Here is a 24,228-nt window from a genome sequence, read left to right on the forward strand (position 1 = left end):
TCGTGCGGTGCCATCGGGACAATCGGGGGATCAGAGCAGTGCGTCGTAGATGTTCCAGCCCGTGCCGATCTGGCGGCGGTCGCCGAACGGCTGGACCGAGCCGCCGTTGCCCGGGTAGAACCACAGCTTGCCGTCGGCGTCGCGGCCGGTCAGGTCCGGCTTGCCGTCCCCGTTCAGGTCGCCCGAGCTGACGACGGCGTTGTAGATGTTCCAGCCGGTGCCGACCTGGTGGCGGTCGCCGAAGGGCTGCACCGCGCTGCCCGTGCCCGGGTAGAACCACAGCTTCCCGGACGGCTCGCGGGCCACGAAGTCGCCCTTGCCGTCGCCGTCGAGGTCACCGGTGCTCAGGATCTGGTCGTAGATCTGCCAGCTGGTGCCGATCTGCGTGCGGTTGCCGAAGGCGGGGCCGCCCGTGCCCGGGTACAGCCAGAGCCTGCCATCGCCGTCGCGGGCGATCAGGTCGGCCTGGCCGTCACCGGTCAGGTCGCCCGCGCCCACCAGGGAGGTGAAGGCACCCCAGCCCGCGCCGAGCCCGACCCGGTCGCCGAACGGGGCCGCCGGGTTGCCGCTGCCCTTGTAGTACCAGGCCACGCCGGAGGTGTCCCGGGCGATGAGGTCGCCCCGGCCGTCGGCACGGAAGTCCGACAGGTCGGTCATGGCGTTGTAGATGCCCCAGCCGCTGCCGATCTTGAACCGGGTCAGGAACGGCTGCGTGATGTCGCCCGAGCCCTGGTACTGCCACAGGCCGCCGTTCGCGTCCCGCGCGAGCAGGTTGTAGCGGTTGTCGGCGCGCACCGGGCCGGCCGGGGTGACCTGCTGGACGTCGGCCGTCCGCACCCAGGCGATCCGGTGGTTGTACCGGATCGGGTAGAAGGTCTGCGTGCCCTTGACCAGGGTGCCCGGCGTGGTGCCGCCGAGGTAGTAGTCACCCGCGACCGGGGCGCCCGCGGCGACGTAGGCCTGGTCGGCCGGGATGGTGTACTTCGTCAGCGCGGCCGAGTTGTTGTTCTGCACCGGCACCCCGGTGCCCGCGTACGCCGCGTCCTCGGGGTAGGCGCGCCCGTAGACCGCGACCGGCGCGGTGCCCTTGGCCTTCAGGACGACCGGGGCGTCGGGGGCCACCACGGAGGTGTACTGGCCGCCGGGGTTGTAGAACCAGGCCTTGCGGCCGCCGTACCAGACGGCCGTCCAGTCGCCCTGCCAGTCCGCGACGACGTACTGCCCGCCCGCGACGACCTTGTCGCCCCAGTTGGGCCCGTCGCTCCACAGCACGTTGGGCATGTACGGGTCCGCGATGGGCGTCGCCGTCGAGGCCGAGGCGTACAGGTAGCCGAAGTTCGCCGGCCGCGGGGTGACCGTCGTGCCGTTGTACGTCAGCGTGGGCTGGTTCGCCGAGGTGAAGGGCGGCACGACCTTGACGACCTGGCCCGCCCGCAGCGGCTGGCCCGCGCCCCCGGCGCCGGTCGGGGCGCCGAGCAGGGACATGTAGTGGTTCCAGTCCCAGAACGGGCCCGGGTCCCAGTGCATCCCGGCCACATAGCCGTCCAGCACACCGGGCACCTCGTCGTGGCCGATGATGTGCTCGCGGTCCACCGGGATGTTGAACCGGTCCGCCAGGTACTTGACCAGCGTCGCCGACGCCTCGTACAGCGGCTCGCCGTACCAGCTGCCTTCCTTGATGGCGTAGCCCACGTGCTCGATGCCGAGCGCGTGCATGTTCACGGTCTTGTTGCCCGCGTGGTACGACTCGTCCTTCGTCGCCACCATCTGCGTGACGAGGCTGCCGTCGTCCTTGATCAGGTAGTGCGTGCTGGCCGACGTCGTCGGGTCCTGGAAGACCTTGACCGAGCCGTCGTAGCTGCCCTCGGTGTCGTGGATGACGATCTGCCGGATGTCGAACCCGTTGTCCGGCCGGGTCGCCACGTTGTAGTTGTTCACGTCGGCCGGCTTGAAGTCGCACGGCAGGCCCGCGGGGCACTCGGGGGTGCCCGCGGTCGCCGCGGCCGCGCCGGGTGCCGCGGCGGCCAGCGGCATCTTCGCCGGCTTGACGGGCTTCACCGCGGGGTCGGCGGGCAGCGCCAGGCGCTGGCCGTCCGTGGTGAGGCGGCTCTCGCCGGAGCGGACCGAGTCGAAGACGCGCTGCGCGAAGGCGTCGGCGCCCTTGGCGTCGGGGGCCTGGCTGTAGCGGGCCACCGCCGCGTACCAGCCGCCCGGGTCGGCCGGCAGCGAGCCGGTGGCGGCGCGCTGGTAGCGGGCGAGCAGCGCCGCTCCCGCCCGGATGCTCTGCCCGGTGTCGGTGCGCACCGTGTCCACCGGCTTGCCGATGAGCTTCGCGGCCTCGTCCAGGGTGTGCAGCCGCGGGTCGTTGGTGTCGACGGCGGGCGCCGACGACAGCGCCTTCTTGGCGTCCTTGGCGTCGAACTTCTTCATGACCGCCGGGTCGCCGCTCAGATTGAGGTGCGCGAGGCGGTCCTGGTCGCTGGGCTGCTCCACGTCGGCGGGCGTGACCCGGGTCAGGCCCATGACGTTGTACGCGCCCGACGTGCTGGGCTTCCCGTCGTGGTCCTCCCAGAGCGTCTGGCGGTAGGAGACCGCCATCAGCACGCTCTGCGGAACCTTGAACTCCTTGGCCGCCTCGGCGAACTGGGCCTGCAGGGCCGAGCCCGGCCGGGCCCCGCCCCCCTGCGCGGCCCCCGCCCCGCGCGGCGCCGCGACCGCCGCCGTGCCGAGCGCGGTGACGGCTACGGCCCCGGCCACCCCGCAGGCAAGGATCTTCCTCGTCGCATGTCTCTGCTGCCTTCTGCTCACGCTTCGGCTCACACCCACCCCTGGTCACTTGCCCTGTATTCAGTAAGTGGCGTGAGATTAACAGGGGGTGAGACGGACGGGAGAGATGGGGAGGTGCCACGCACTTCCGCCACTTCGGGACATGTCACAGTGGCTGGTGTCTCATTTGGTGGTCGTGGGGGTGGACGCCAGGGCGGACCCCGTAATGTGGGGCAGGTGACCGTGAACGTAAACACCTGGCGTGACCTTCCCGCGGCGCAGCAGCCCGAGTACCCGGATGCCGAGGCCCTGCGCGATGTGATCGCGGACCTCGAGTCGTATCCGCCGCTCGTCTTCGCGGGCGAGTGCGACCAGCTGCGTGCCCGGCTGGGAGCCGTCGCCCAGGGCGAGGCGTTCCTGCTCCAGGGCGGCGACTGCGCGGAGGCCTTCGACGGCGTCTCGGCCGAGCACATCCGGGCCAAGCTCAAGACCCTCCTCCAGATGAGCGCCGTCCTCACCTACGCGGCCTCCGTGCCGGTGGTGAAGGTCGGCCGCATCGCCGGCCAGTACTCCAAGCCCCGCTCCAAGGGCACCGAGACCCGCGACGGCGTGACCCTGCCGACCTACCGGGGCGACTCGGTGAACGGCTTCGCCTTCACGGAGAAGGACCGCGTCCCGGACCCCGAGCGCCTGAAGCGGATGTACAACGCGTCCGCCTCGACGCTCAACCTGGTCCGCGCCTTCACCACCGGTGGCTACGCCGACCTGCGCCAGGTGCACGCCTGGAACCAGGACTTCGTGAAGTCGTCCCCGTCGGGCCAGCGCTACGAGCAGCTCGCCCGCGAGATCGACAACGCGCTGAACTTCATGAAGGCCTGCGGCACCGACCCGGCCGAGTTCAAGGCCGTCGAGTTCTACGCCTCGCACGAGGCCCTGCTGCTTGACTACGAGTCGGCGCTGACCCGCACCGACTCGCGCACCGGCCACCTGTACGACACCTCCGGCCACATGGTCTGGATCGGTGAGCGCACCCGGCAGCTGGACGGGGCGCACATCGAGTTCGCCTCCCGCATCCGCAACCCGATCGGCATCAAGCTCGGCCCGACGACCACCGTCGACGAGGCACTCACCTACGTGGACCGGCTCGACCCGGACCGCGAGCCGGGCCGTCTCACCTTCGTCGTCCGCATGGGCGCCGACAAGGTCAGGGACAAGCTCCCCGAGCTGGTCGAGAAGGTCACCGCCTCCGGCGCGGTCGTCGCCTGGGTCACCGACCCGATGCACGGCAACACCTTCGAGGCGGCCTCCGGGCACAAGACGCGCCGCTTCGACGACGTCCTGGACGAGGTCAAGGGCTTCTTCGAGGTCCACAAGGGCCTCGGCACCCACCCGGGCGGCATCCACGTCGAGCTCACCGGTGACGACGTCACCGAGTGCGTGGGCGGCGGCGACGAGATCTTCGTCGACGACCTGCACCAGCGCTACGAGACGGCCTGCGACCCGCGCCTGAACCGCAGCCAGTCCCTGGACCTGGCGTTCCTGGTCGCCGAGATGTACCGCGACCAGTAGTCCCGTACGCATCAGTGGGGCGCGGATCCATGTGATCCGCGCCCCACTGGCGTATCCGGGGCTTTTGCGTACCCGGGGTGCCGGGTAAGGTTAGGTTAGCCTCACCGACAGTCGGGAACCGATCGATCGGAACGGGCCTTTACCCATCGATCCCGCGTCGATCGCTCCGGGAGGTGAACCGCGTGTACGTATGCAACTGCTTCGGTGTCACCGAGGAGCAGGTCAAGAAGCACGCGGACGGCGGTGCCTGCACCCCGCGCCAGATAGCTTCCGCCTGCAAGGCCGGCACCGACTGCGGTTCGTGCGTGCGCCGCATCCAGGCGCTGCTCGGACGCGGCGCCTGCCCCCGCCGGGAGCTGGTGGACCAGGGCAAGCCCGCGCTCACCGCGGTCGCCCCCGACCGGGCCCCGGCCCTGGACGAGGCCGCCTGACCCTCCGCCCGGCTCAGCTCTCGGGCTGCTCGATCAGCTGGGCGATGTAGAGCGCCTCGCCGAGCTTGTCGACGAGCTCCAGCTGGGTGTCGAGGTAGTCGATGTGGTGCTCCTCGTCGGCCAGGATCGACTCGAAGATGTTCGCGGACGTGATGTCGCCCTTCGCGCGCATCACCTCGATACCGCGCTTGAGGCGGTCGATCGCCTCGACCTCGATCTGCCGGTCCGCCTGGAACATCTCGGTGACCGTCTGCCCGATGCGCACATGGAAGAGGCGCTGGAAGTTCGGCAGTCCGTCCAGGAAGAGGATCCGGTCGGTCAGCACCTCCGCGTGCTTCATCTCGTCGATCGACTCGTGACGCGTGTACTTGGCCAGCTTCGTCCAGCCGAAGTTGGCCTGCATCGCGCTGTGCAGCCAGTACTGGTTGATCGCCGTCAGCTCGGCACTCAGCTGCTCATTCAGGAATTCGATGACCTCGGGGTCGCCCTGCATCGCAGAGGCTCCTTCCAAGCGGTAACTGGGCAGGTTCCGCGCATCCTCGCACCGTGATCAGAACGCGTCCAGTAAGTGCATGCTTAGTAGGAGTTGCCCGAATCGGGACGTCCCTGGTCATCACCACCCCCCGGGGTCTGTCACCATGGAGTCATGGGTCAGCCGGAGAGCCGGGAGCGGCAGGGAGCAGCGCAGACGGAGCTTCCGCCGGGGCAGCGGCTCCAGCGCGGCTGGCCGGTCACCCACTACGGACCGGTGCCCAAGTTCAAGCCGGAGCGCTGGGAGTTCCGGGTCTTCGGGGCCACCGCCGACGGCGACAAGCACTGCTGGAACCACGAGGAGTTCTCGGCGCTGCCGTTCGAGACCGTGGTCGCCGACCTGCACTGCGTCACCAAGTTCTCGATGGTCGGGGCCGAATGGGGCGGGGTGAGCACCCGCACGATCGCCGAACTGGCGCCGCCCGCACCCGATGTCACCCACGTGATGGTGTGGGCCGAGTACGGCTTCAGCTCCAACCTGCGCCTGGCCGACTTCCTCGGCGACCGCACCCTCTTCGCCACCCACAACGGCGGTGAACTGCTCACCGCCGAACACGGCTTCCCGCTGCGCCTGGTGGTGCCGCACCTCTACGCCTGGAAGGGCCCCAAGTGGGTGCGCGGCGTCGAGTACATGACCGCGGACCGCCGGGGCTTCTGGGAGGAGCGGGGTTACCACAACATCGGCGACCCCTGGCGCGAGCAGCGCTACTCCTACCAGGAGGAGCCCGGGGACGGCCCCGAGCTCTAGCTCCCGCCGCTCACGCCCGCAGCGACTTCAGCCGGGCCACGTCCGCCGCGTGCCCCTCCTTGCCGCCCGGGGTCTCGATGACCAGCGGTACGCCCTCGGTGACCGGGTGGGCGAGCAGCTCACGGAACGGCTCCTGGCCGATGTGACCCGAGCCGATGTTCTCGTGCCGGTCCTTGTGCGCGCCCGCCACGTCCTTGGAGTCGTTGGCGTGGATCAGCTTCAGCCGTCCCTCGCCGACGGTCTCCACCAGCAGGTCCAGGGTCTGCTTCATCGCGCCCGGACCGACGAGATCGTGCCCGGCCGCGTAGATGTGGCAGGTGTCCAGGCAGACGCCCAGCCTGGGGTGCGAGTCCAGCGCCTCGAAGTACGGGCCGAAGTCCCAGGTGCGCGAGCACAGGGAGGAGCCCTGGCCCGCGGTCGACTCCAGGAGCAGGAACGGGTCGTCGTCGTGGGTCAGCTCGTCGAGCAGCGGCAGCAGACGCGTACGGACCTGCGCCAGGGCCTCCGCGCGCGGCCGCCCGCCGGTCGCCGAGCCGGTGTGCACGACCACGCCGAGCGCGCCGATCTCACGGCCGCGGCGCAGCGAGTGCCGCAGCGACTCCACCGACCGCTCCGCCGTCGCCTCGGTGTGCGAGCCGAAGTTGATCAGGTACGGGGCGTGCACGTACGCCGGGATCGAGGCCTCGGCGCACTCGGCCCGGAACCGCTCGTCCTGGGCCGGGTTCCCGGTGGGGGTGGCCCAGCCGCGCGGGTTGGCGACGAAGACCTGCACGGTCTCCGCGCCGATCTCGCGCGCGTAGGCGAGGCCGGTCGTGGCGAGGCCGCCGGCCACGGGGACGTGGCCGCCGATGGGGTTGCGCATGGGGTGACTACCTACAGTCCCTTGGTGGTGATGGTGATGGTGGAGCCCTCCGGGGCCTGCGCCCCGGCGGCCACGGACTGGCCCGACACCTCGTCGCTGAGGAACGGGAAGCCGCGGTCGACCTTCACCTTGAAGCCCGCCTTCTCCAGGTCCTTCTGGGCGTCGGCGGCCTTCTCGCCGGTCACCTTCGGCACCGTGATCATCCGGGGGCCCTTGGACACGGTCAGGGTGACGCCGTCGCCCTTGGCGAGCCGGGCGTGCTCGGCGGCGGACTGCGCCGCGACCTTGCCCGCGTCCTGCGCCGAGTTGACCTGGTCCGGGGCGACGGTGACCTTGAGCCCGGCGTCCTGGAGGGCGGTCGTGGCCTCGTCCACCGAGTCGCCGACGACGTTGGGCACGTCCACGGGGGCGCCCTTGCTGACGACCATCGAGACGGCCGTGTCCGTGTGGCGCTTGACGCCTGAGGCCGGGTCGGTGCGGATCACCGAGCCCTGCGGGACGCTGTCGTTGAACTCGCTTGAGGTGTCGCCCGGCGCGAAGCCTGCCTTCTCAAGCTCGCTCTTCGCCTGGTCGAGCGGCATGCCGTCCAGCTTGGGCACCTGCGCCGTCTCCGGACCGCGCGAGACGACCAGCGTCACCGAGCCGTTCCCGCGGATACGGGCGCCGGTGGCCGGGTCGGTCGAGACGACCTGGCCCCGCTCGACGGTGTCGCTGAACTGCCGGTCGACCTTCTTGACGCCCAGCCCGGCGTTCGACAGCTTCTTCTTCGCCGCGTCCTCGCTCTGCCCGATGAGGGCCGGAACGTGGGTGAACTGGCCGGAGTTGATGTACCAGACCCCCGCGCCGACGCCGAAGACCAGGAGCACCGCCGCGACCAGGGCGAGCAGGCCGCGCCGGTTGTTCAGGCGCCCGCGCGGCCCGCGGGGCGCGGGCTCCGGCTCGTCCTCGATGCGCTGCGGCATGATCAGCCGGGTGGTGCGGTTGACGGGCTCGGGGCGGGCCGACTCCGCGGGCAGCGGCCCGGCCGCCGGGGTGACCGGCGTGGCCACCGCCCGCGGGATCACGCTCGTACGGTCCTCGGAGCCGGTCTCCCCGGCCGCCGGGCGGGCGCCCGGCGGGACCGCGTCCAGCTGCTCGTCGCCGAGAGCCGCGCGGGCGGTACGGGTCTGGGCGAGCAGGGCGACCGCGTCGTGCGGGCGGACGTCGGGGTTGCGGGCGGTCGCGGAGGCGACCAGTTCGTCCAGCTCCAGGGCGAGGCCCGGCACGGCCGCGGAGGGCGCGGGCATCCCCTCGTGGAGGTGGGCGTAGAGGATCTGGGCGGGGGTGTCCCCGCTGTGCGGCTTGGCGCCGGTGAGCATCTCGTACAGGACGACACCGCACGCGTACACGTCGGCGCGGGTGTCGGCGGTGCCGTGCTCGATCTGCTCGGGGGCGAGGTAGGAGACGGTGCCGAGGACCGAGCCGGTGGTGCTGGTCACCGAGTCCACGGCCCTGACCAGGCCGAAGTCGGCGACCTTGACCCGGCCGTCGTCGCCGATCAGCACGTTCTCGGGCTTCATGTCCCGGTGGACGAACCCGGCGCGGTGGGCGGCGCCGAGGGCCGCGAGCACCGGCTCCAGGATGTCGAGGGCCGCGCGCGGCTGGAGCGCGCCGCGCTCGCGCAGCACGTCGCGCAGGGTGCAGCCCGCGACGTACTCCATGGCGAGGTAGACGTACTGGCCCTGCGCGCCCTGGTCGAAGACGCCGACCACGTTGGGATGCGCGAGCCGGGCGACCGACTTGGCCTCGCGGATGAAGCGCTCCACGAAGGAGGCGTCGGCGGCGAGGGCGGGGTGCATCACCTTGAGGGCGAGGACCCGGTCGAGGCGGGTGTCGACGGCCCGGTAGACCGTGGCCATACCGCCGACGGCGATACGCGCGTCGACGCGGTAGCGGCCGTCGAGCACCTGCCCGACGAGGGGGTCATGAAGGGTCGTATCCACGGGGGAGAGTTTACGAGCGCCGTCCGGCCCCCTTCACGCCGCGTGCGTTCGGGGGGCCGGACTGAAGCCGAGCTGTGACGCGGACCCGTTAGAAGGCGGGCCGCTCGGGGTCGAACGCGGCCCGTCCCGCCATCGGCGAGGACGCCTCGGCGAAGTGGCGGCGCGGGATGCGGCCCGCGCGGTGGGCGAGGCGGCCCGCCTCCACCGCGTGCCGCATCGCCTCCGCCATCAGGACCGGCTCCTGGGCCCGGGTCACCGCCGAGGCCAGCATCACCGCGGAGCAGCCGAGCTCCATCGCGAGCGAGACGTCGGAGGCGGTGCCCGCGCCCGCGTCGAGGACGACCGGGACGCCTGCCCGGTCCACGATCAGCTCGAAGTTGTGCGGGTTGCGGATGCCGAGACCGGAGCCGATGGGGGAGCCGAGCGGCATGATCGCCGCGCAGCCCACGTCCTCCAGCTTGCGCGCGAGGACCGGGTCGTCGTTGGTGTACGGCAGCACGGTGAACCCGTCGTCCACCAACACCTCGGCGGCGTCGAGCAGTTCGACCGGGTCGGGCAGCAGGGTGCGCTCGTCGGCGACGACCTCCAGCTTCACCCAGTGCGTGCCGAGCGCCTCCCGGGCCAGGCGCGCGGTGAGGACGGCCTCGCCCGCCGTGAAGCAGCCCGCCGTGTTGGGCAGGACGCGGATGCCGAGCCGGTCGAGCACGGACAGGACCGAGCCCTGCACGGTGGGGTCGAGGCGGCGCATCGCGACCGTGGTGAGCTCGGTGCCGGAGGCGGCGAGCGCGCGTTCCAGCGTGTCGAGGCTGGGCGCCCCGCCGGTGCCCATGATCAGGCGCGAGGAGAAGGTGGTGTCGGCGATGGTCAGCGAGTCGTCGGCCATGGGTCAGCCCCCCTGCACGGCGGTGAGGACCTCGACGCGGTCGCCGTCGCCGAGCGTGGTCGTGGGCCAGGCGCCGCGCGGCACGACCGCCTCGTTGACGGCGGCGGCGACCCCGGAGCGGGCGGGGGTGAGGGCGGCGACGAGGGCGTCGAGGGTGGTCCCGGGGGCGAGCGGACGCGGCTCGCCGTTGACGGAGATGGTCATGCGGTCGTCAGCTCCCACGGTGCGGAGGTGAAACGTCGGGGGGTGAACGGGCGTGCCTCGTCGGGCAGTTCACCGGTGGTCAGGGCGTGCGCCATGACGTCGCCGGTCACCGCGGTGAGCAGCACGCCGTTGCGGTAGTGACCGGTGGCGAGCAGCAGCCCGGGCAGCGCGGTCGGGCCGAGCAGGGGCGCGTTGTCGGGGGAGGCGGGGCGCAGCCCGGCCCGGGTCTCGGTGAGCGGAAGCTCGGTGATGCCCGGCACCAACTCGTGCGCGTCGCGCAGCAGTTGGTAGACACCGCCCGCGGTGACCGTGGTGTCCCAGCCGAGCTCCTCGCTGGTGGCGCCGACCACGAGCTCGCCGTTCTCGCGCGGCACGAGATAGACGTCGCTGCCCCGCACCACCGCCCGTACGGTCCTCGACAGGAAGGGCGCGTACGCGGGCGGCACCGTCAGCCGCAGGACCTGGCCCTTCACGGGACGCACCGGTGGGAAGAGGTCCTCCGGCACGCCCTTCAGCCGGCTGCTGAGGCTGCCCGCGGCGAGCACCACCTGGTCGGCCGCGATCTCCGTGCCGTCCGCCAGGACGGCGCCGACGGCCCGGTCCCCGGCGACCGAGAGCCGCTCGGCCCAGCCGTGCGCGAACCGCACCCCCGCCGCCGTGCATGCGGCGACCAGCGCCTTCGCCAGGCGGCGCGGGTCGATCTGATGGTCGCCGCCGACCCGCAGCCCGCCGCGCACACCGGGCGCCAGCATCGGTTCGAGACGGCGGCAGTCGCGCCCGGACAGCCACTCGGACTCCAGGCCGCAGCGGACCTGGAGCGCGTGCAGCTCGCGCAGGTGGGCCCGGTCGTCGGAGTCGAGCGCCACGGCCAGGGTGCCGCAGGCGCGGTAGCCGGTGTCGAGCCCGGTGATCTCCTCCAGCTCGGCCGCGAAGGCCGGGTAGCGGCGGGCGGACTCGACGTTGAGGGCGAGCAGGGTCTGCTCGCCGTAGTGGAGTTCGGTGACGGCGGCGAGCATTCCGGCCGCCACCTGAGCGGCCCCGCCGCCCGGCTCGGGATCGGCGAGCGTGACCCCGAGGCCGCGCTGCGCGGCCCGCCAGGCGGTGGCGAGCCCGATGATCCCGCCCCCGACCACGAGGACGTCGGACCCGCTCCCGGGCCCGTTTCGAGAAGAACGCATGGGCGTCCAGCCCCTCCCTTCGCCGGCATGACCCGGATCAGGTTCGTACGGTCGGAGGCCGCCAGCCTCCCTCTCAGCCCGGTGCGTCCGGGCTCCCGCGAGTGCTTTACGCCTGCCACCATAGCCCGAGCGCTCGGCCCGCAGTAAGGGAGCGTCCGGGCGACAGCGCCGCCTCCGCGTTGACCGGGCCCCTTACCTGACGAATAGTCAGCTGCTTATGGTGATCGGGTGAGCGAACAGCAGACGCATTCCGAAGCGCGGCACGTGGTGGTCGTCGGCGCGGGCATGGCCGGCGTGCAGACCGCGGTGGCCCTGCGCGAACAGGGCTTCGCCGGAGCCATCACCCTCATCGGCGCCGAGCCCCACCAGCCCTACGACCGGCCCCCGCTCTCCAAGGCGGTCCTGCTCGGCAAGGCCGAGGGCTCGGCCTTCGAGGTCGACTTCGAGGCGCTCGGCGTGGAGCTGCGCCTGGGCCTGGAGGTCACCGGGGTGCGGCCCGCCGAGCACCGCGTGGTGACCGAGGCGGGCGAGGTCGGCTACGACACCCTCGTCATCGCCACCGGCGCCGAACCGCTCACCCTGCCCGGCAGCGGGGGAGTCCCAGGCGTCCACCTGCTGCGCACCCTCGACGACGCGCGGCGGCTGCGCCCTGTCCTGGACCAGCGGCACCGGATCGTGGTCGTGGGCGCCGGGTGGATCGGCGCGGAGTTCGCCACCGCCGCACGCGACGCGGGCTGCGAGGTCACCGTCGTGGAGGCCGCCGACCGCCCGCTGGCCGGAGTGCTCCCCGCCGAGGTCGCCGCCCCGATGGCCCACTGGTACGCCGAATCCGGCGCCGAACTCCTCACCGGCGCCCGGGTCCGGGAGGTCGTGCCCGGCGAGGTGCTGCTCGCCGACGGCCGGCGGCTCCCGGCCGACGCGGTGGTCATCGGCATCGGCGCCCGCCCCGCGACCGGCTGGCTGGCCGGTTCCGACATCGCGCTCGGCCCCGAGGGGGCGATCACGGCGGACGCCCGGCTGCGCACCTCGCTCCCCGACGTGTACGCGGTCGGCGACTGCGCCTCCTTCCCCTCGGCCCGGTTCGGCGAGCGCCTGCTCGTCCACCACTGGGACAACGCGCTGCAGGGCCCGCGCACGGTGGCCGCCGACATCGTGGGCGAGGCGCCCGCCGACTACGACCCGGTGCCGTACTTCTGGTCCGAGCAGTTCGGCCGCTTCGTCCAGTACGCGGGCCACCACACCGACACCGACACCCTGGTCTGGCGCGGCGACCCGTCGTCGGCCCCGTGGTCGGTCTGCTGGCTGAGGGACGAGGCCCTGGTGGCGGTCCTGGCGGTGGGCCGCCCCCGAGACCTGGCCCAGGGCCGCAAACTGATCGAGTCAGCCACCCCACTGAACCCGGAATCCCTGGCAGACCCCTCAACCCCCCTGAAGTCAGCAGCCCGGCCATAAACCACCCGCCCCAGCCAATCCGTCCCGGCGAGGGCAGCGCTGCGAAGGGGCGCGGGGAACTGCGCGACAAGCCACGCACGATCCGCAGCCGAAGCTGAAAGCTGAAATGGGGGCCGGGGGCAGAGCCCCCGGCACACGGTCGGCGACCAGAGGCACCTCAGGGGGCCAGGGGGCCCGGGGGGCGCGGGGCACAGCCCCCGAGGGACCACCCCGGTACCGGCTGTCAGTGCGAGGTGGCAGGCTTGTGACCGTGACCGAGATTGACGCGAAGATTGATGCTCTCGTCCCCGCCTGGCTGTACCTCCCCGACATCGCGGAGATGCTGGACGTGGAGGTGACGCGTGTACGGCAGCTGGTCAAGGAGGGCCAGCTCATCGCCGTACGCCGCGGTGAGAACAAGGCCCTTCAGGTGCCGGCCGCCTTCATCGACACCGACAAGGTGGTGAAGGGCCTGGTCGGGACGCTGACGCTGCTGAGGGACGACGGTTTCTCCGACGAGGAGATGCTGGAGTGGCTCTTCACCCCGGACCCGACCCTGCCCGGCACCCCCGCCGAGGCCCTCAGTGAGAATCGCGGCACGGAGGTGAAGCGCCGCGCCCAGGCGCTCGCCCTCTGAGTCGACCGAGCCCACCCACCAGCGCCGCGAGCCGCGGGTGTACGGTCCGGTCCACCCGGCCAGTACACCGCGCGGCCCGGCCGAAGACGAACGACAACGGGGGACCTTCCATGCCCACGGCCCGTGAGCAGCTCGCCGACGCCCGGCTCTACCTGTGCACTGACGCGCGCAAGCGCCAGGGCGATCTGCCCGCGTTCCTGGACGCCGTGCTGGCGTCCGGCGTGGACATCGTGCAGCTGCGGGACAAGGGCATGGAGGCCGCCGAGGAGCTGGACCACCTGGCGGTCTTCGCCGACGCCTGCCGTCGGCACGGCAAGCTGCTCGCGGTCAACGACCGGGCCGACGTGGCGCACGCGACGGGCGCCGACGTGCTGCACCTGGGCCAGGGCGATCTGCCCGTGCCCGCCGCCCGCGCCGTCCTGGGCGACGAGGTGCTGATCGGCCGCTCGACCCACGCGGACGCGGAGGCCGCCGCGGCCGCCGTCGAGCCGGGCGTGGACTACTTCTGCACGGGCCCCTGCTGGCCCACCCCCACCAAGCCGGGCCGGTTCGCGCCGGGCCTCGACCTGGTGCGGTACACCGCCTCGCTCGGCACCGACCGCCCCTGGTTCGCGATCGGCGGCATCGACGCGGGCAACCTGGACGAGGTCCTGGACGCGGGCGCCGACCGGATCGTCGTCGTACGGGCGATCACCGAGGCCGACGACCCGGCCGCGGCCACGGCCGAGCTGGCCGAGCGGGTCCGGGAGCGGCTCGGCCGAAGCGCGGGCTGATCTCCCCGGGCCGAGGAACCCGGTCGCTGTCCGAGGGGTGGACAGAAGTCCGACAATGTGGACATTTGACCCCGGACTTGTTGGGGGACCGGCGACCCCTGGCTAACCTGCGAGTATGGCCCTTGGCACAGCTTCCACCAGGACTGATCGCGCACGAACCGTGCGTGACATGCTCGCGTCCGGCGAGACCACCTACTCCTTCGAGTTCTACGCGCCCAAAACCGAGAAGGGCGAGCGGAACCTCTGGAACGCGCTGCGCCGGGTCGAAGCGGTCGCCCCCGACTTCGTGTCCGTGACGTACGGAGCCGGCGGCTCCACCCGGACCGGAACCGTCGAGGCCACCCAGCAGATCACCGAGGACACCACCCTCACCCCGGTCGCCCACCTCACCGCCGTCGGACACTCCGTCGCCGAGCTGCGCCACACCGTCGGGCAGTACGCCGACGCCGGGATCCGCAACATCCTCGCGGTGCGCGGCGACCCGAAGGGCGACCCGATGGGCGAATGGGTCAAGCACCCCCAGGGCGTGACGTACGCGGCCGAACTGGTCTCGCTCATCCGGGAGTCGGGCGACTTCTGCGTGGGCGTCGCGGCCTTCCCCGAGATGCACCCGCGCTCCACGGACTGGGATTCCGACATCCGGTACTTCGTGGACAAGTGCCGCGCGGGTGCCGACTACGCCATCACCCAGATGTTCTTCGAGCCCGAGAACTATTCGCGGCTGCGTGACCGGGTCGCGGCGGCCGGCTGCGAAACCCCGATCATCCCCGAAGTCATGCCCGTGACCAGCGTGAAGCAGCTGGAACGACTGCCCCAACTCAGCACCGCGGCCTTCCCGGAGGACCTGCGGGACCGGATGCTTGCCGTCAAGGACGATCCAGCCGCTGTACGCTCCATTGGCATCGAGTTCGCCACGGAGTTCTGCTCGCGGCTGCTCGCCGATGGCGTACCCGGGTTGCACTTCATTACCCTCAACAACTCCACGGCGACGCTCGAAATCTACGAGAATCTCGGCCTGCACCAGCAGGCGTAGCCGGAAACCGGTACCCGGGCAGGGGACAGCTGTACCCGGGACAGGAGAATGAGGGACGTACATGGGCTGGACGGTCCTCTACATCGCGTTCGGAATCGTCGCACTGTGGCTGCTCGGCGAGGTGCTGTTGCAGTACAAGGCGCGCCTGCGCTGGCGGTTGCTCGCCTTCACCGGATTCGTGGGTGTGGTCCTGGGCGTCCTCATCCCGTCCGTCTTCGTGATCATTGTGGGCACGATCGCCTTCGGTGTCGGGCAGGTGCAGGTCACGCTCTCCTTCCGGCGCGGCTTCTCCACCGGCTGGGCGCTCGGTGGCCGGCCGGGCGCGAGCCGTCGGCGCAAGGGGAGCCGCGGCAAGGGCGCCCCGGCCCCGGAGCCGGTCCTCGAAGTCTCCGACCTCCAGTACGAGGAGGCCGCCGAGACCGGAGTCCTGGACCTGAACGGCGAGGCGCCGCACGCCGGTTCGGGCCACGCCGACCCGGTCTACGAGCCGCAGCCGATGCCCGACGAGACCGGCCAGTACGGCATCTACAGCCCCGCGCACACCGAGGCCCAGCCCCAGTACCCCGCCTACGACCCGCAGCAGCCGTACGCCGACCCCTACGCCCCGCAGTACGAGGACGCGGGCGCCGGCCAGCAGCAGTACGCCGCCTACTCGGACCCCTACATCGGCAACGGCGGCCAGACCTACGGCACCTACAGCGACTACGACAGCTTCGGCGGGCAGCAGTCCTACGCCGACCCGCTGGCCGCGCAGTACGCGACGGACACCCCGCCGGGCGGCGTCTGGGTGCCCCAGCAGCGCGACGGGGAGTACGTCCCCTACGAGCAGCAGCAGGCCCAGCAGCCGTACGACCCCCACCACCCGGACCTGCCGCACCACCCCGAGCAGCCGCCCTACCGCTACTGACCGATCCCCGGGGCTCGGCTCACTGCGAGCCCCGGAATCCGTCTCCCTCCACGATCAGCCCGGCCACCAGCGCGCCCGACATCCCGGCGTGCGCGAGCCCGCCGCCCGGGTGGGCCCAGCCGCCGGCCAGGTGCAGCCCCGGCAGAGCGGTGGTGTTGGACGGGTACAGCAGCGCGGCCCCGGCCCCGGCCAGCGAGGGCGCGGGCACCGAACCGCCCCCGGCGCCGGTCGCCCGCGCCACGTCCACCGGGGTGCGGACCTCGTGCCACAGCAGCCGCTCGCGCAGCTCGGGCACGGCCCGCGCGGCGGCCTCGATCAGCTCGTCCGCGTACCGCCGCACCAGCGGCTCGTCCGTCCAGTCGACCGGGCCGTGCGGCGCGACCGTCGCCGTCAGCGTCACCGCCTCGTGGTCGTCGTCGGGCCGCACCGCCGGATCGTCGGGGCGCAGCACCGTGACCGTCGGCCGCCCGGTGTGCGGCCCCGCGAAGGCCTCGCGGGCCTCGGCCGCCGCGTCGGGGGAGTGGACCACCGTGCGGTGCGCCGTGTCCGCGGGGCGGGCGCCGCGCAGCGCGAGCAGCACCGTGAACCGGCTCGGCCGCGCCGAGGCGGCGGGCCGGACGGTGTCGGGCCCCCACAACTCGCGGCCGGGCAGCATCCGTTCGAGGCCGCGCGGGTCCGCTCCGCAGACCACTTCGTCGGCCTCCGCGCGCGTGCCGTCGGCCAGCTCGACGCCCGCGGCCCGGCCGTCCTTCTCGACGACCCGCGCCACCTCGGCGTCGAAGACGAACGCGACCTTGCGGGCCAGGCAGCGCTCGTACACCGCGCGCGCCAGCTCCCGCATGCCACCGCGCACGTACCAACTGCCGAAGGTCTGCTCCATGTACGGCAGCACCGCCGCGGCGGCGGGGGTCGTGCGCGGGTCCAGGCCGTACTCCAGGGCGTAGCTCTCAAGGAGCGCGCCGAGCCGGCCGCCGCCCAGCTCCCACGCGGCGATCTCGCCGAGCGTGGCGGCCTGCCGGGGCGCGCGGAGCAGCCGGCGCTGCCTGGGCGCCGGGTACGGCTCGCGGGCGAGCACCTGCCAGTTGGGCCACAGGGGCTCCTCCAGGAGCGGCCGGCGCGTACGGTCCCAGGCCTCGCGGGCGCGGATCAGGAAGGCGCCCCAGCGCTCGCCGGAGCCCGCGCCCAGCGCGGCGTCCAGCGCCGACATCACGCCCGCGCGCGAGGCGTTGGGCAGCGACACCTCCGTACCGTCGGCGAAGAGGTGGCGCGAGGCCGGGTCGACCGGGGCGAGCTCCAGCACGCTCTCCAGCGGCTCCTTGCCGGTCTTCACGAACAGGTCGCGGTAGACGGCGGGCAGCCGCAGCAGACCGGGGCCGGTGTCGAAGACGAAGCCGTCCCGCTCGTACCGCCCCAGTGCGCCGCCGTAGGTCGACGAGCGCTCGTACACCGTCACCCGGTGGCCTGCCACGGCCAGCCGGGCAGCAGTCGCCATGGCGCCCACACCAGCGCCGATCACCGCAATCCGTGCCATGTCTGCGACTTTAACCGCCGCCACTGACAGCTCAGTCCGGCGGCCGGGAGACCCCCGCCGCGGCCAGCCGCTTCTCCTCCCGGCGCTGCGCCCGGCGCCGCCAGTACCGGCGGACCTTGCGCCACACCACGACCAGGATCACCAGGCCGAGCAGCAGCAGGGTGCCCGCGATCAGGGCGGCCGCGAGCGGGTGGAAGATCGCGAAGCTTATGATCCCGGCGACCCCCAGATCCTCCGCCGTGCTCAGCGCGATGTTGCTGAACGGCTCGGGCGAGGTGTTCACCGCCATCCGCGTCCCGGCCTTCACCAGATGGCTCAGCAGCGCCGTCGAACCGCCCACCGCGCCCGCAGCGAGATCGGGCAGCGAACCGTTCTGCCCGGCGAGCAGCGCCCCGACGACCGCGCCCGCGACGGGCCGGATCACCGTGTGCACGGAGTCCCAGACCGAGTCGACGTACGGGATCTTGTCGGCGACCGCCTCGCAGAGGAAGAGGACGCCTGCCGCGATCAGGACGTCGGGCCGCTGGAGCGCGGCCGGCACGTCGTCGGTGAGGCCGGTGGCGCCGAAGATGCCGAGCAGCAGGACCACCGCGTACGCGTTGACCCCGCTCGCCCAGCCGCTGGTGAACACGAGGGGGAGTACGGACACGGTCGCGATGTTAACCAGATCGGGCCCTTCCCGGCTGAGGTTGAGCGCGCAGGCCTGAGTATCCGTACCTAGAGGGTGAGATGAGTACCCGCACGGATGGGCTCCGACCTGCGCGGACGGGAAGGTGGAGGCCACGGAAGGGGCGCGGCGCCGGCACCGCCGACACGGGGCGGCGGAACCGGCGCGGCTCCCTGGACGTGACGGGGTACGGGGGAAGCGCCGGGCCGGTGCGGTTCAAGGGGGATTGAACCGCACCGGCCCGGCGCATTTCGTCCCGGGCCGCTCGACTAGCGGCCGCTGACCCGGCCGTGCAGCAGCCTGGACAGGGCCGCGTGGACGTCGTCCAGGGAGCGCTCGCTCTGGAAGGCCTGCCAGTCGAGCGCGGCCACCAGGACCATCCCGACCAGCGCCGCGGCGGTGAGCGGAATGTCGATCTCCTCGCTCAGCTCGCCGTCCGCCACCGCGTCCCGCAGCACCGTCTCCACCACGGCCACCGCCTCCCGGCGCACCACCAGGAGAGTGGACTGCCAGGCGCGGTTCGTGCGCCAGAGCTCGGCCACGTAGAGCTGGGTGAAGGCCGGATAGCGGTGGATGAAGTCCAGGCCGGCCCGGATCATCGCGTCGAGCGCCTCGACCTTGGTTCCACCCCGCTCGGCGGTTTCGTCCGCGGCCGCCTGCAAAGACGCGGTCAGCAGCCCCACACCGTGCCGGAGCAGCTCCTCGAAGAGCTCGGTCTTGCTCTTGAAGTTGTAGTAGACCGTGCCCTTGGCGACGCCGGCCCGCTCGGCGATCTCGTCGACCGTGGTGGCCGAGAAGCCCTGTTCGGCGATGAGCGTCACGGCGGCCTCGTACAGCTTCTGCCGGGTCGCCCGCCGTCTGGTGCTGCTGCTCTCCATGGCGTCGATTCTCACAGGCTCAGCTCGGGGTGCAGCCGGTCGAGCGACCACACCTGCTTCTGCCGGGCGGACAGCGCCGTCAGGGCGAGCGCGCCGACGGTGAAGGCCGTCAGGACCGCGCAGCCCTGCCAGACGACCCCCAGGTCGCCGCCGGTGATCAGCCTGCGCAGCCCGTCGACGACGTAACTCATCGGCAGGTAGGGGTGGATGGCGTTGAAGAAGGCCGGGCTCGTCTGCACGGGATAGGTGCCGCCCGCAGAGGTCAGCTGGAGCATCAGGACGGCGAGCACCAGGATGCGTCCGGCCGCGCCGAACTTGGCGTTCAGCCACTGCACGATCGCCGCGAAGCAGAAGGAGGCCAGGGCCAGATAGCCCAGTGTTCCCGCGGTGCGCTCCATTTCGAGACCGAGCCCGTAGTGCAGCACCGACATCAGTGCGGCGACCTGGAGCACCCCGATGGCCGCCACCGGCAGCCAGCCCGCGAACGCGATCCGCCAGGCCGAGGCGCCCGCGGCCAGCGCGCGCCGGTTGAGCGGCTGGATCAGCATGTACGCGACCATCGCGCCCACCCACAGGGAGAGCGGGATGAAGTACGGGGCGAAGCCGGTGCCGTAGTTGGGCGCCTTGTGCATCGCCTGCGCGGCCAGCCTGACCGGGTCGGCCATCACCTCGGTGCGCTGGTCGCGCTGCTGCTTGTCGTAGTCGGGGATCCGGCCCACGCCGTCGTGCAGGCCGTTCGACAGCTGTACGGAGCCGTCGGAGAGCTTCACGATGCCGCCGTCCAGGGCTCCCGCGCCCTTCTTCAGCTTGCCGACGCCCGAGTCGAGGTCGGTGGAGCCGGTCTTGGCGGTGCCGAGCCCGTCGTGGATGGCGGAAGCACCCTTGGCGACGTCGTGCGCGCCCTTGTTGAGCTTGTTGATGTCCGCGATCTTCGTCTCCAGGTCGCTGGAGAGCCGGGGCGCCTTCGCGGCCAGGTCCTGGGCCTTCGTCTGGAGGTCCTCGAGGCTCTTGTCGAGCTTCTTGAAGTCGCCGCCCTGGTCCTTGACGAGGTTGTTGACGTCCGCGGTCAGGGTCGCCCCGGTGGCCATCGCCTTCTGGGCCTCCTTGAGCTTCGGGCAGACCTGTCCGTCCGGAGCCTTGTCCACGCAGACCTGCTGGTAGAGGGCGTCGAGGTCCTGGGAGGCCCGGCGGGTGCCGGCCGCGGCGTCCGGAGCGAGCCTGATGATGTCCTTGAGGTGGTCCCGCACCGGCTGGATCGAGTCGGCCAGGAGCTTGGCCGAGTCGCCGACGGTCTTGCCGTTGTCCTTGAGGTACGGACGCGCCTTGCCGGCCACCCCGTTGGCCTGGTCCGCCATCTGCTGGGTGCCGTCCGCGACCTTCTGGGCGCCGGCGGCCAGGGTGCCCGCCGCCGTGTCGAGCTTCGTGATGCCGCCGGCCAGCTTGTCGCTGCCGTCCTTGGCGGTGTCCAGGCCGTCGGCCAGCTGCTTGGAGCCGTCCTTGGCCTTGCCGAGCCCGTCCTTGAGGTCACCCGCGCCCTTGGCCGCCTTCTCGGTGGCGTCGTGGAGATCGCCGAACGAGATGAAGATCCGGTCGAGGAACGACCGCGACGCCTTGCTGGAGGCGGCGGCGCGCACCTCGGAGAACACCGTCTTGGAGATCGACCCCACGATGTAGTTGTTCGCGTCGTTGGTGCGCACCTGGAGCGCGCCCGTCTCGGGGACGTCCCCGGAGCTGGACGCGATCCGCTGGCTGAAGTCGGCGGGCATCGTCAACGAGAGGTAGTAGGTGCCCTTCTCGAGGCCCTTGCGCGCCTCGGCGTCGCTGACCTCGTGCCACTCGAAGGTCTTGCTGTCGAGCAGCTTCTTGCTGAGGTCGTCGCCCACGTGGAGCTTCTGCCCGGCGGCCTCGGCCCCCTTGTCGTCGTTGACGAGCGCGACCGGAATCCGGTCGAGGCGGCTGTAGGGGTCCCAGAACGAGCACAGGTAGAGCGCGCCGTAGAGCAGCGGCAGCAGGAGCAGCGCGACCAGTGCGGCCCGCGGCAGCTTCCCCCTGCCGAACCGCTTCAGCTCAAGCGCTGCCAGTCGTGGCGAACGCATCCGCCGCCCCCTCCTCGCTCGTGGCGCCCTTGCCGGCGCCGGATTCCGTCGTCCGTACGGTGATGTCGGCCTCGGCCGGTGCCTCGCTGCACACCGCGAGCACGGTGGTGCCCGAGTCGGCGACCGAGCGCAACAGGGCCCAGGCCGCGGCGCGTTCGGTGTCCGACAGCTTCAGGTCGGTGTCGTCGACCGCGAGCAGGGCGGGCCGCTGGATCAGGCCGAGCGCCACCGAGAGCCGCAGCGCCTCCAAGCGCTCCAGATCGCGGATGGAGGTCTGCTCGCGCTTGGGCAGGGAGGCGGGGTCGAGGCCGGCGGCGGCCAGGGCCTCGTCGATCCGGGCGCGGGACTCGGCCCGGCGCCGGGCGGGGGAGCGCAGTAGCGCCCGCACCGAACCGTCGTAGCGGCGCTGGAGCATCACGCGCTCGCGCAGGTGCTCGGCGACGGTGAAGGCCGGGTCGAGTTCGCTGACGCCGGGCACATGGGCGAGCGCGCTGACGCGCCGGACGGCGGCCATCTTGCGGGGCAGCTGCTGCCCGGCCACCCTCGCCCAGCCCTCGGCCGGCTTCATGCGGCCGGTGAGGGCGAGCAGCAGGCAGGTCCGGCCGGAACCGGAAGGTCCCGTGACCGCTATGAGCGAGCCGGGGGCCGCGTCGATGCCGACCCCCCTGAAGGCCCAGCCGCGCGGCCCCTTGAGCCCGAAGCCCTCGGCACGGATCGCCGCGCCGGTCACTTCCGAGTGCGGGCTGTCCACATTCCCCCCTGCTCTCGCGTCCCCCGGGGCCGACGGTCCGGCCCCACTTTTGAACTGACTGGTCAGTACAAAAGATAGCCCGTACCCGTATGCGAGGCAAAGGTGCAGGTCAGGGGCGGATTCGAATCGATTGTCAGTGGGGGGCCTCACGATGGACACATACGGCCACAGTGCCGTCACACGACGACAGGAGGTTCGTCATGGCCAGCTCCCACGCAGCAGCCGCACCCCGGCGCCGCGCCAGCAGCCCTGCCCCCTCACTGAACGGTGCCGCCAGCGACGTCCACCCCGTGCCGCGCCGGGCCGGGGCACCACCCGCCGCCCTCGACCTGCTCGCCCAGGCCCGGGGCGGGCTCGACGAGGCGGCCACCCTCGACGCCCCCAACGAGCGGTACGCGACGGCCCATCTCGCCGCCCTGCGCACCGCGGCCGCCGTCCTCGCCGCCCGCGGCCGGCCCGAGACCAGCCCGCGCCGTCGGCAGCGCATCCGCAGCGCCTGGGAGGTGCTGCCGGAGATAGCGCCCGAACTGACCGAGTGGAGCGCCCTGTTCGCCTCGGGGGCGGACAGGCGGGCCCGCGCCGAGGCCGGCATCCAGGGCGCGGCCACCATCCGGGACGCCGACGACCTGCTCCGCGACGCGGCGATGTTCCTGCGCCTGGTCGAGCGCCTGCTGGTGCTCCAGCCCGTGCTGCCCCAGCCCAGGGTCCGCGAGCCGGAGGCGGAACGGGGGGCCGGCTGACGGCGCCCACCCGGGCTCGGACCGGCGGCCCGCGGATGATCCGTCGCGGTCGGGGGAGGCAATAGGGTGGACGGGTCTTCACCCTTCCCACGCCGCGTCCGCGGCGGCACCGCGCCGAGGAGTCAACTGCCGTGTCGGACCCCATGCGCCCCCGCGCCTCCCTCCGTACCGCCGTGGTCTGGGAGGTCCTCAAGGAAGCGCTCGACCGCCGGGTCAAGGCGACCGGGCGCGAGGCCCTGGACGTGCTGGACACCGGCGGCGGCTCCGGCAACTTCGCGGTGCCGCTGGCCGCGCTCGGACACCGGGTCACCGTGGTCGACCCCAGCCCCAACGCGCTCTTCGCGCTGGAGCGCAGGGCCGCCGAGGCCGGGGTGGCCGAGCGGGTCCAGGGCGTCCAGGGCGACGTCCTCGGCCTCTTCGACGTGGTCGAGCGCGGCGGGTACGACGCGGTGCTGTGCCACGGAGTCCTGGAGTACGTGGAGGACCCGGCGGAGGGCGTGCGCAACGCGGTGGACGCGCTGCGGTCCGAGGGCGCGCTGAGCCTGCTCGCCGCGGGCCTCGGCGGCGCGGTGCTCTCCCGCGCCCTCGCCGGGCACTTCACCGAGGCCCGCCACGCGCTCTCGGACCCGGCAGGCCGCTGGGGCGCGGGCGACCCCGTGCCGCACCGGTTCACCGCCGAGCAGCTCATCGAGCTCGTCGGCGGCGCCGGGGCCACCGCCGGGGCGGTGCACGGCGTGCGGGTCTTCGCCGACCTGGTCCCCGGCGTCCTGGTGGACACCGAGCCGGGCGCCCTGGACGCGCTCCTCAAGCTGGAGGCCGCGGCCGCCGAGCTGCCCGCCTTCCACGCCGTCGCCACCCAGCTGCACGTACTGGGCGAGAAGCGCGGGTGACCTCGCCCCGGCGGCCCCCGGCGGGCTGATCAGCGGCGCTGTGCCGCATGGAGTACGCCACAGGCCCCCCGATCGGCGGCTTCGCCCCGTATGATCGGGGGACACCGTCCGGCATGACGGATCGGCTCTTGGGGAATTGAATCTCCACAGCCGAGCCGCCGTGGCGGCCCGGCTGGTGATTTGGCGTAGAGGGCGGGTTTCACGGGGGCGATTCCCTGCCTATCCTGAAGGGGCCGCATCCGGTCGCCCCCCGCGACCGACGAGTAGGAGGACTCCGTGCCGCTCTCGGAGCACGAGCAGCGCATGCTCGAGCAGATGGAGCGAGCGCTGTACGCCGAAGATCCCAAGTTCGCGACAGCGCTTGAGGGAAGCGGGCTGCGTACGTACACCCGGCGACGGGTCTACCAGGCGGTCGCCGGCTTCCTGGTGGGTATCGCGCTCCTCATGACCGGTGTCATGACCCAGATCTGGATCAGCGTGGTGGGCTTCCTCGTCATGCTCGGCTGTGCGGTGCTCGTGGTCACCGGCTGGCGCAAGGCGCCACGTCCTGGTGAACAGACGCGTGCGGGCGGTTCCGCCGCGCCGCGGCAGGCCCGGCAGCGGCGCTCGATGATGGACCGGATCGAGCAGCGCTGGCAGCGGCGTCGCGACGAGGGGCAGTAAACCCCGCCCCATTCCGACCTGAACCACAGGGGCGGCCACCTTTGAGGTGGCCGCCCCTGTGGCGTTCTCGCCCCCAC

General features: G+C 72.3%; 23 protein-coding genes and 1 riboswitch. Of the genes, 11 read left to right on the forward strand and 12 right to left on the reverse strand.

The annotated features are described in order from the left end of the window. Positions 1–30 precede the first annotated feature (30 nt). Positions 31–2,808 carry an N-acetylmuramoyl-L-alanine amidase gene (locus AC07F3_RS27390; RefSeq protein ID WP_479117092.1) on the reverse strand — a complete coding sequence of 926 codons (2,778 nt, stop codon included), beginning with the start codon at positions 2,806–2,808 and terminating at the stop codon, positions 31–33. 186 nt (positions 2,809–2,994) lie between these two features. On the opposite strand from AC07F3_RS27390, the gene AC07F3_RS27395 reads away from it, so the two are divergent. After that, positions 2,995–4,335 carry a class II 3-deoxy-7-phosphoheptulonate synthase gene (locus AC07F3_RS27395; protein WP_114035694.1) on the forward strand — a complete coding sequence of 447 codons (1,341 nt, stop codon included), beginning with the start codon at positions 2,995–2,997 and terminating at the stop codon, positions 4,333–4,335. A 173-nt stretch (positions 4,336–4,508) separates the two neighbouring features. Beyond that, positions 4,509–4,766 (forward strand): (2Fe-2S)-binding protein, encoded by a 258-nt coding sequence (locus AC07F3_RS27400; protein WP_479117093.1) that lies wholly within the window; start codon positions 4,509–4,511, stop codon positions 4,764–4,766. Between the two features lie 13 nt (positions 4,767–4,779). On the opposite strand, the gene bfr is transcribed toward AC07F3_RS27400, so the two are convergent. Further along, positions 4,780–5,259, reverse strand: a complete 480-nt coding sequence (bfr, locus tag AC07F3_RS27405) for a bacterioferritin (protein WP_053727747.1) — start codon at positions 5,257–5,259, stop codon at positions 4,780–4,782. A gap of 153 nt (positions 5,260–5,412) precedes the next feature. On the opposite strand from bfr, the gene AC07F3_RS27410 reads away from it, so the two are divergent. Further along, a complete protein-coding gene (locus AC07F3_RS27410; RefSeq protein ID WP_114035696.1) occupies positions 5,413–6,045 on the forward strand; it encodes a sulfite oxidase-like oxidoreductase in 633 nt (210 codons plus the stop codon). 10 nt (positions 6,046–6,055) lie between these two features. Here AC07F3_RS27410 and AC07F3_RS27415 read toward each other — a convergent pair whose 3' ends face one another. From AC07F3_RS27415 to thiO, 5 genes are all read right to left on the reverse strand, one after another. Beyond that, a complete protein-coding gene (locus AC07F3_RS27415) occupies positions 6,056–6,907 on the reverse strand; it encodes a deoxyribonuclease IV (RefSeq protein WP_479117094.1) in 852 nt (283 codons plus the stop codon). 11 nt (positions 6,908–6,918) lie between these two features. Next, a complete protein-coding gene (gene pknB, locus AC07F3_RS27420) occupies positions 6,919–8,889 on the reverse strand; it encodes a Stk1 family PASTA domain-containing Ser/Thr kinase (protein ID WP_479117095.1) in 1,971 nt (656 codons plus the stop codon). Between the two features lie 88 nt (positions 8,890–8,977). Beyond that, on the reverse strand, positions 8,978–9,772 hold the full coding sequence (locus AC07F3_RS27425) for a thiazole synthase (RefSeq protein ID WP_479117096.1): 795 nt from the start codon (positions 9,770–9,772) through the stop codon (positions 8,978–8,980). 3 nt (positions 9,773–9,775) lie between these two features. Beyond that, positions 9,776–9,976 (reverse strand): sulfur carrier protein ThiS, encoded by a 201-nt coding sequence (gene thiS / locus AC07F3_RS27430; RefSeq protein WP_479117097.1) that lies wholly within the window; start codon positions 9,974–9,976, stop codon positions 9,776–9,778. Beyond that, positions 9,973–11,154 carry a glycine oxidase ThiO gene (gene thiO, locus AC07F3_RS27435; protein ID WP_479117098.1) on the reverse strand — a complete coding sequence of 394 codons (1,182 nt, stop codon included), beginning with the start codon at positions 11,152–11,154 and terminating at the stop codon, positions 9,973–9,975. Before thiO ends, thiS begins: the two co-directional genes overlap by 4 nt. Then, a riboswitch (TPP riboswitch) is annotated at positions 11,152–11,263 on the reverse strand. (Overlaps the previous gene by 3 nt.) A gap of 176 nt (positions 11,264–11,439) precedes the next feature. On the opposite strand from thiO, the gene AC07F3_RS27440 reads away from it, so the two are divergent. The 5 genes from AC07F3_RS27440 (at position 11,440) to AC07F3_RS27460 (ending at position 15,935) form a co-directional block, all read left to right on the forward strand. Continuing rightward, positions 11,440–12,606, forward strand: a complete 1,167-nt coding sequence (locus tag AC07F3_RS27440) for an NAD(P)/FAD-dependent oxidoreductase (RefSeq protein WP_479117372.1) — start codon at positions 11,440–11,442, stop codon at positions 12,604–12,606. Positions 12,607–12,856: 250 nt separating this feature from the next. Then, positions 12,857–13,222, forward strand: a complete 366-nt coding sequence (locus AC07F3_RS27445) for an Rv2175c family DNA-binding protein (RefSeq protein WP_479117099.1) — start codon at positions 12,857–12,859, stop codon at positions 13,220–13,222. 110 nt (positions 13,223–13,332) lie between these two features. Further along, positions 13,333–13,995 carry a thiamine phosphate synthase gene (gene thiE, locus AC07F3_RS27450; protein ID WP_479117100.1) on the forward strand — a complete coding sequence of 221 codons (663 nt, stop codon included), beginning with the start codon at positions 13,333–13,335 and terminating at the stop codon, positions 13,993–13,995. Between the two features lie 115 nt (positions 13,996–14,110). Beyond that, a complete protein-coding gene (metF, locus tag AC07F3_RS27455; RefSeq protein ID WP_479117101.1) occupies positions 14,111–15,028 on the forward strand; it encodes a methylenetetrahydrofolate reductase [NAD(P)H] in 918 nt (305 codons plus the stop codon). Between the two features lie 61 nt (positions 15,029–15,089). Beyond that, a complete protein-coding gene (locus tag AC07F3_RS27460; protein ID WP_479117102.1) occupies positions 15,090–15,935 on the forward strand; it encodes a hypothetical protein in 846 nt (281 codons plus the stop codon). 19 nt (positions 15,936–15,954) lie between these two features. On the opposite strand, the gene AC07F3_RS27465 is transcribed toward AC07F3_RS27460, so the two are convergent. From AC07F3_RS27465 to AC07F3_RS27485, 5 genes are all read right to left on the reverse strand, one after another. Continuing rightward, entirely contained in the window at positions 15,955–17,466 is a 1,512-nt protein-coding gene (locus AC07F3_RS27465) for a phytoene desaturase family protein (RefSeq protein ID WP_479117103.1), read from the reverse strand. A 31-nt stretch (positions 17,467–17,497) separates the two neighbouring features. Continuing rightward, positions 17,498–18,115: a DUF4126 domain-containing protein gene (locus AC07F3_RS27470; protein ID WP_479117104.1), complete on the reverse strand. Its 618-nt coding sequence runs from the start codon at positions 18,113–18,115 to the stop codon at positions 17,498–17,500. Between the two features lie 287 nt (positions 18,116–18,402). Continuing rightward, positions 18,403–19,011 (reverse strand): TetR/AcrR family transcriptional regulator, encoded by a 609-nt coding sequence (locus AC07F3_RS27475; RefSeq protein ID WP_479117105.1) that lies wholly within the window; start codon positions 19,009–19,011, stop codon positions 18,403–18,405. 11 nt (positions 19,012–19,022) lie between these two features. Continuing rightward, positions 19,023–21,107: a YhgE/Pip family protein gene (locus tag AC07F3_RS27480; protein ID WP_479117106.1), complete on the reverse strand. Its 2,085-nt coding sequence runs from the start codon at positions 21,105–21,107 to the stop codon at positions 19,023–19,025. Then, on the reverse strand, positions 21,079–21,858 hold the full coding sequence (locus AC07F3_RS27485) for an ATP-binding cassette domain-containing protein (RefSeq protein WP_479117107.1): 780 nt from the start codon (positions 21,856–21,858) through the stop codon (positions 21,079–21,081). Before AC07F3_RS27485 ends, AC07F3_RS27480 begins: the two co-directional genes overlap by 29 nt. A gap of 200 nt (positions 21,859–22,058) precedes the next feature. Here AC07F3_RS27485 and AC07F3_RS27490 point away from each other — a divergent pair, with 200 nt between their 5' ends. The 3 genes from AC07F3_RS27490 to AC07F3_RS27500 all read left to right on the forward strand — a co-directional run bounded on the left by AC07F3_RS27490 (position 22,059) and on the right by AC07F3_RS27500 (position 24,151). Further along, positions 22,059–22,598, forward strand: a complete 540-nt coding sequence (locus AC07F3_RS27490; RefSeq protein WP_479117108.1) for an SAV_6107 family HEPN domain-containing protein — start codon at positions 22,059–22,061, stop codon at positions 22,596–22,598. Between the two features lie 131 nt (positions 22,599–22,729). After that, positions 22,730–23,488 (forward strand): class I SAM-dependent methyltransferase, encoded by a 759-nt coding sequence (locus AC07F3_RS27495; RefSeq protein WP_479117109.1) that lies wholly within the window; start codon positions 22,730–22,732, stop codon positions 23,486–23,488. A 276-nt stretch (positions 23,489–23,764) separates the two neighbouring features. Further along, positions 23,765–24,151: a DUF3040 domain-containing protein gene (locus AC07F3_RS27500; protein WP_479117110.1), complete on the forward strand. Its 387-nt coding sequence runs from the start codon at positions 23,765–23,767 to the stop codon at positions 24,149–24,151. The last annotated feature ends 77 nt before the right edge of the window (positions 24,152–24,228 follow it).

The organism is Streptomyces sp. NPDC045846, assembly GCF_056431605.1.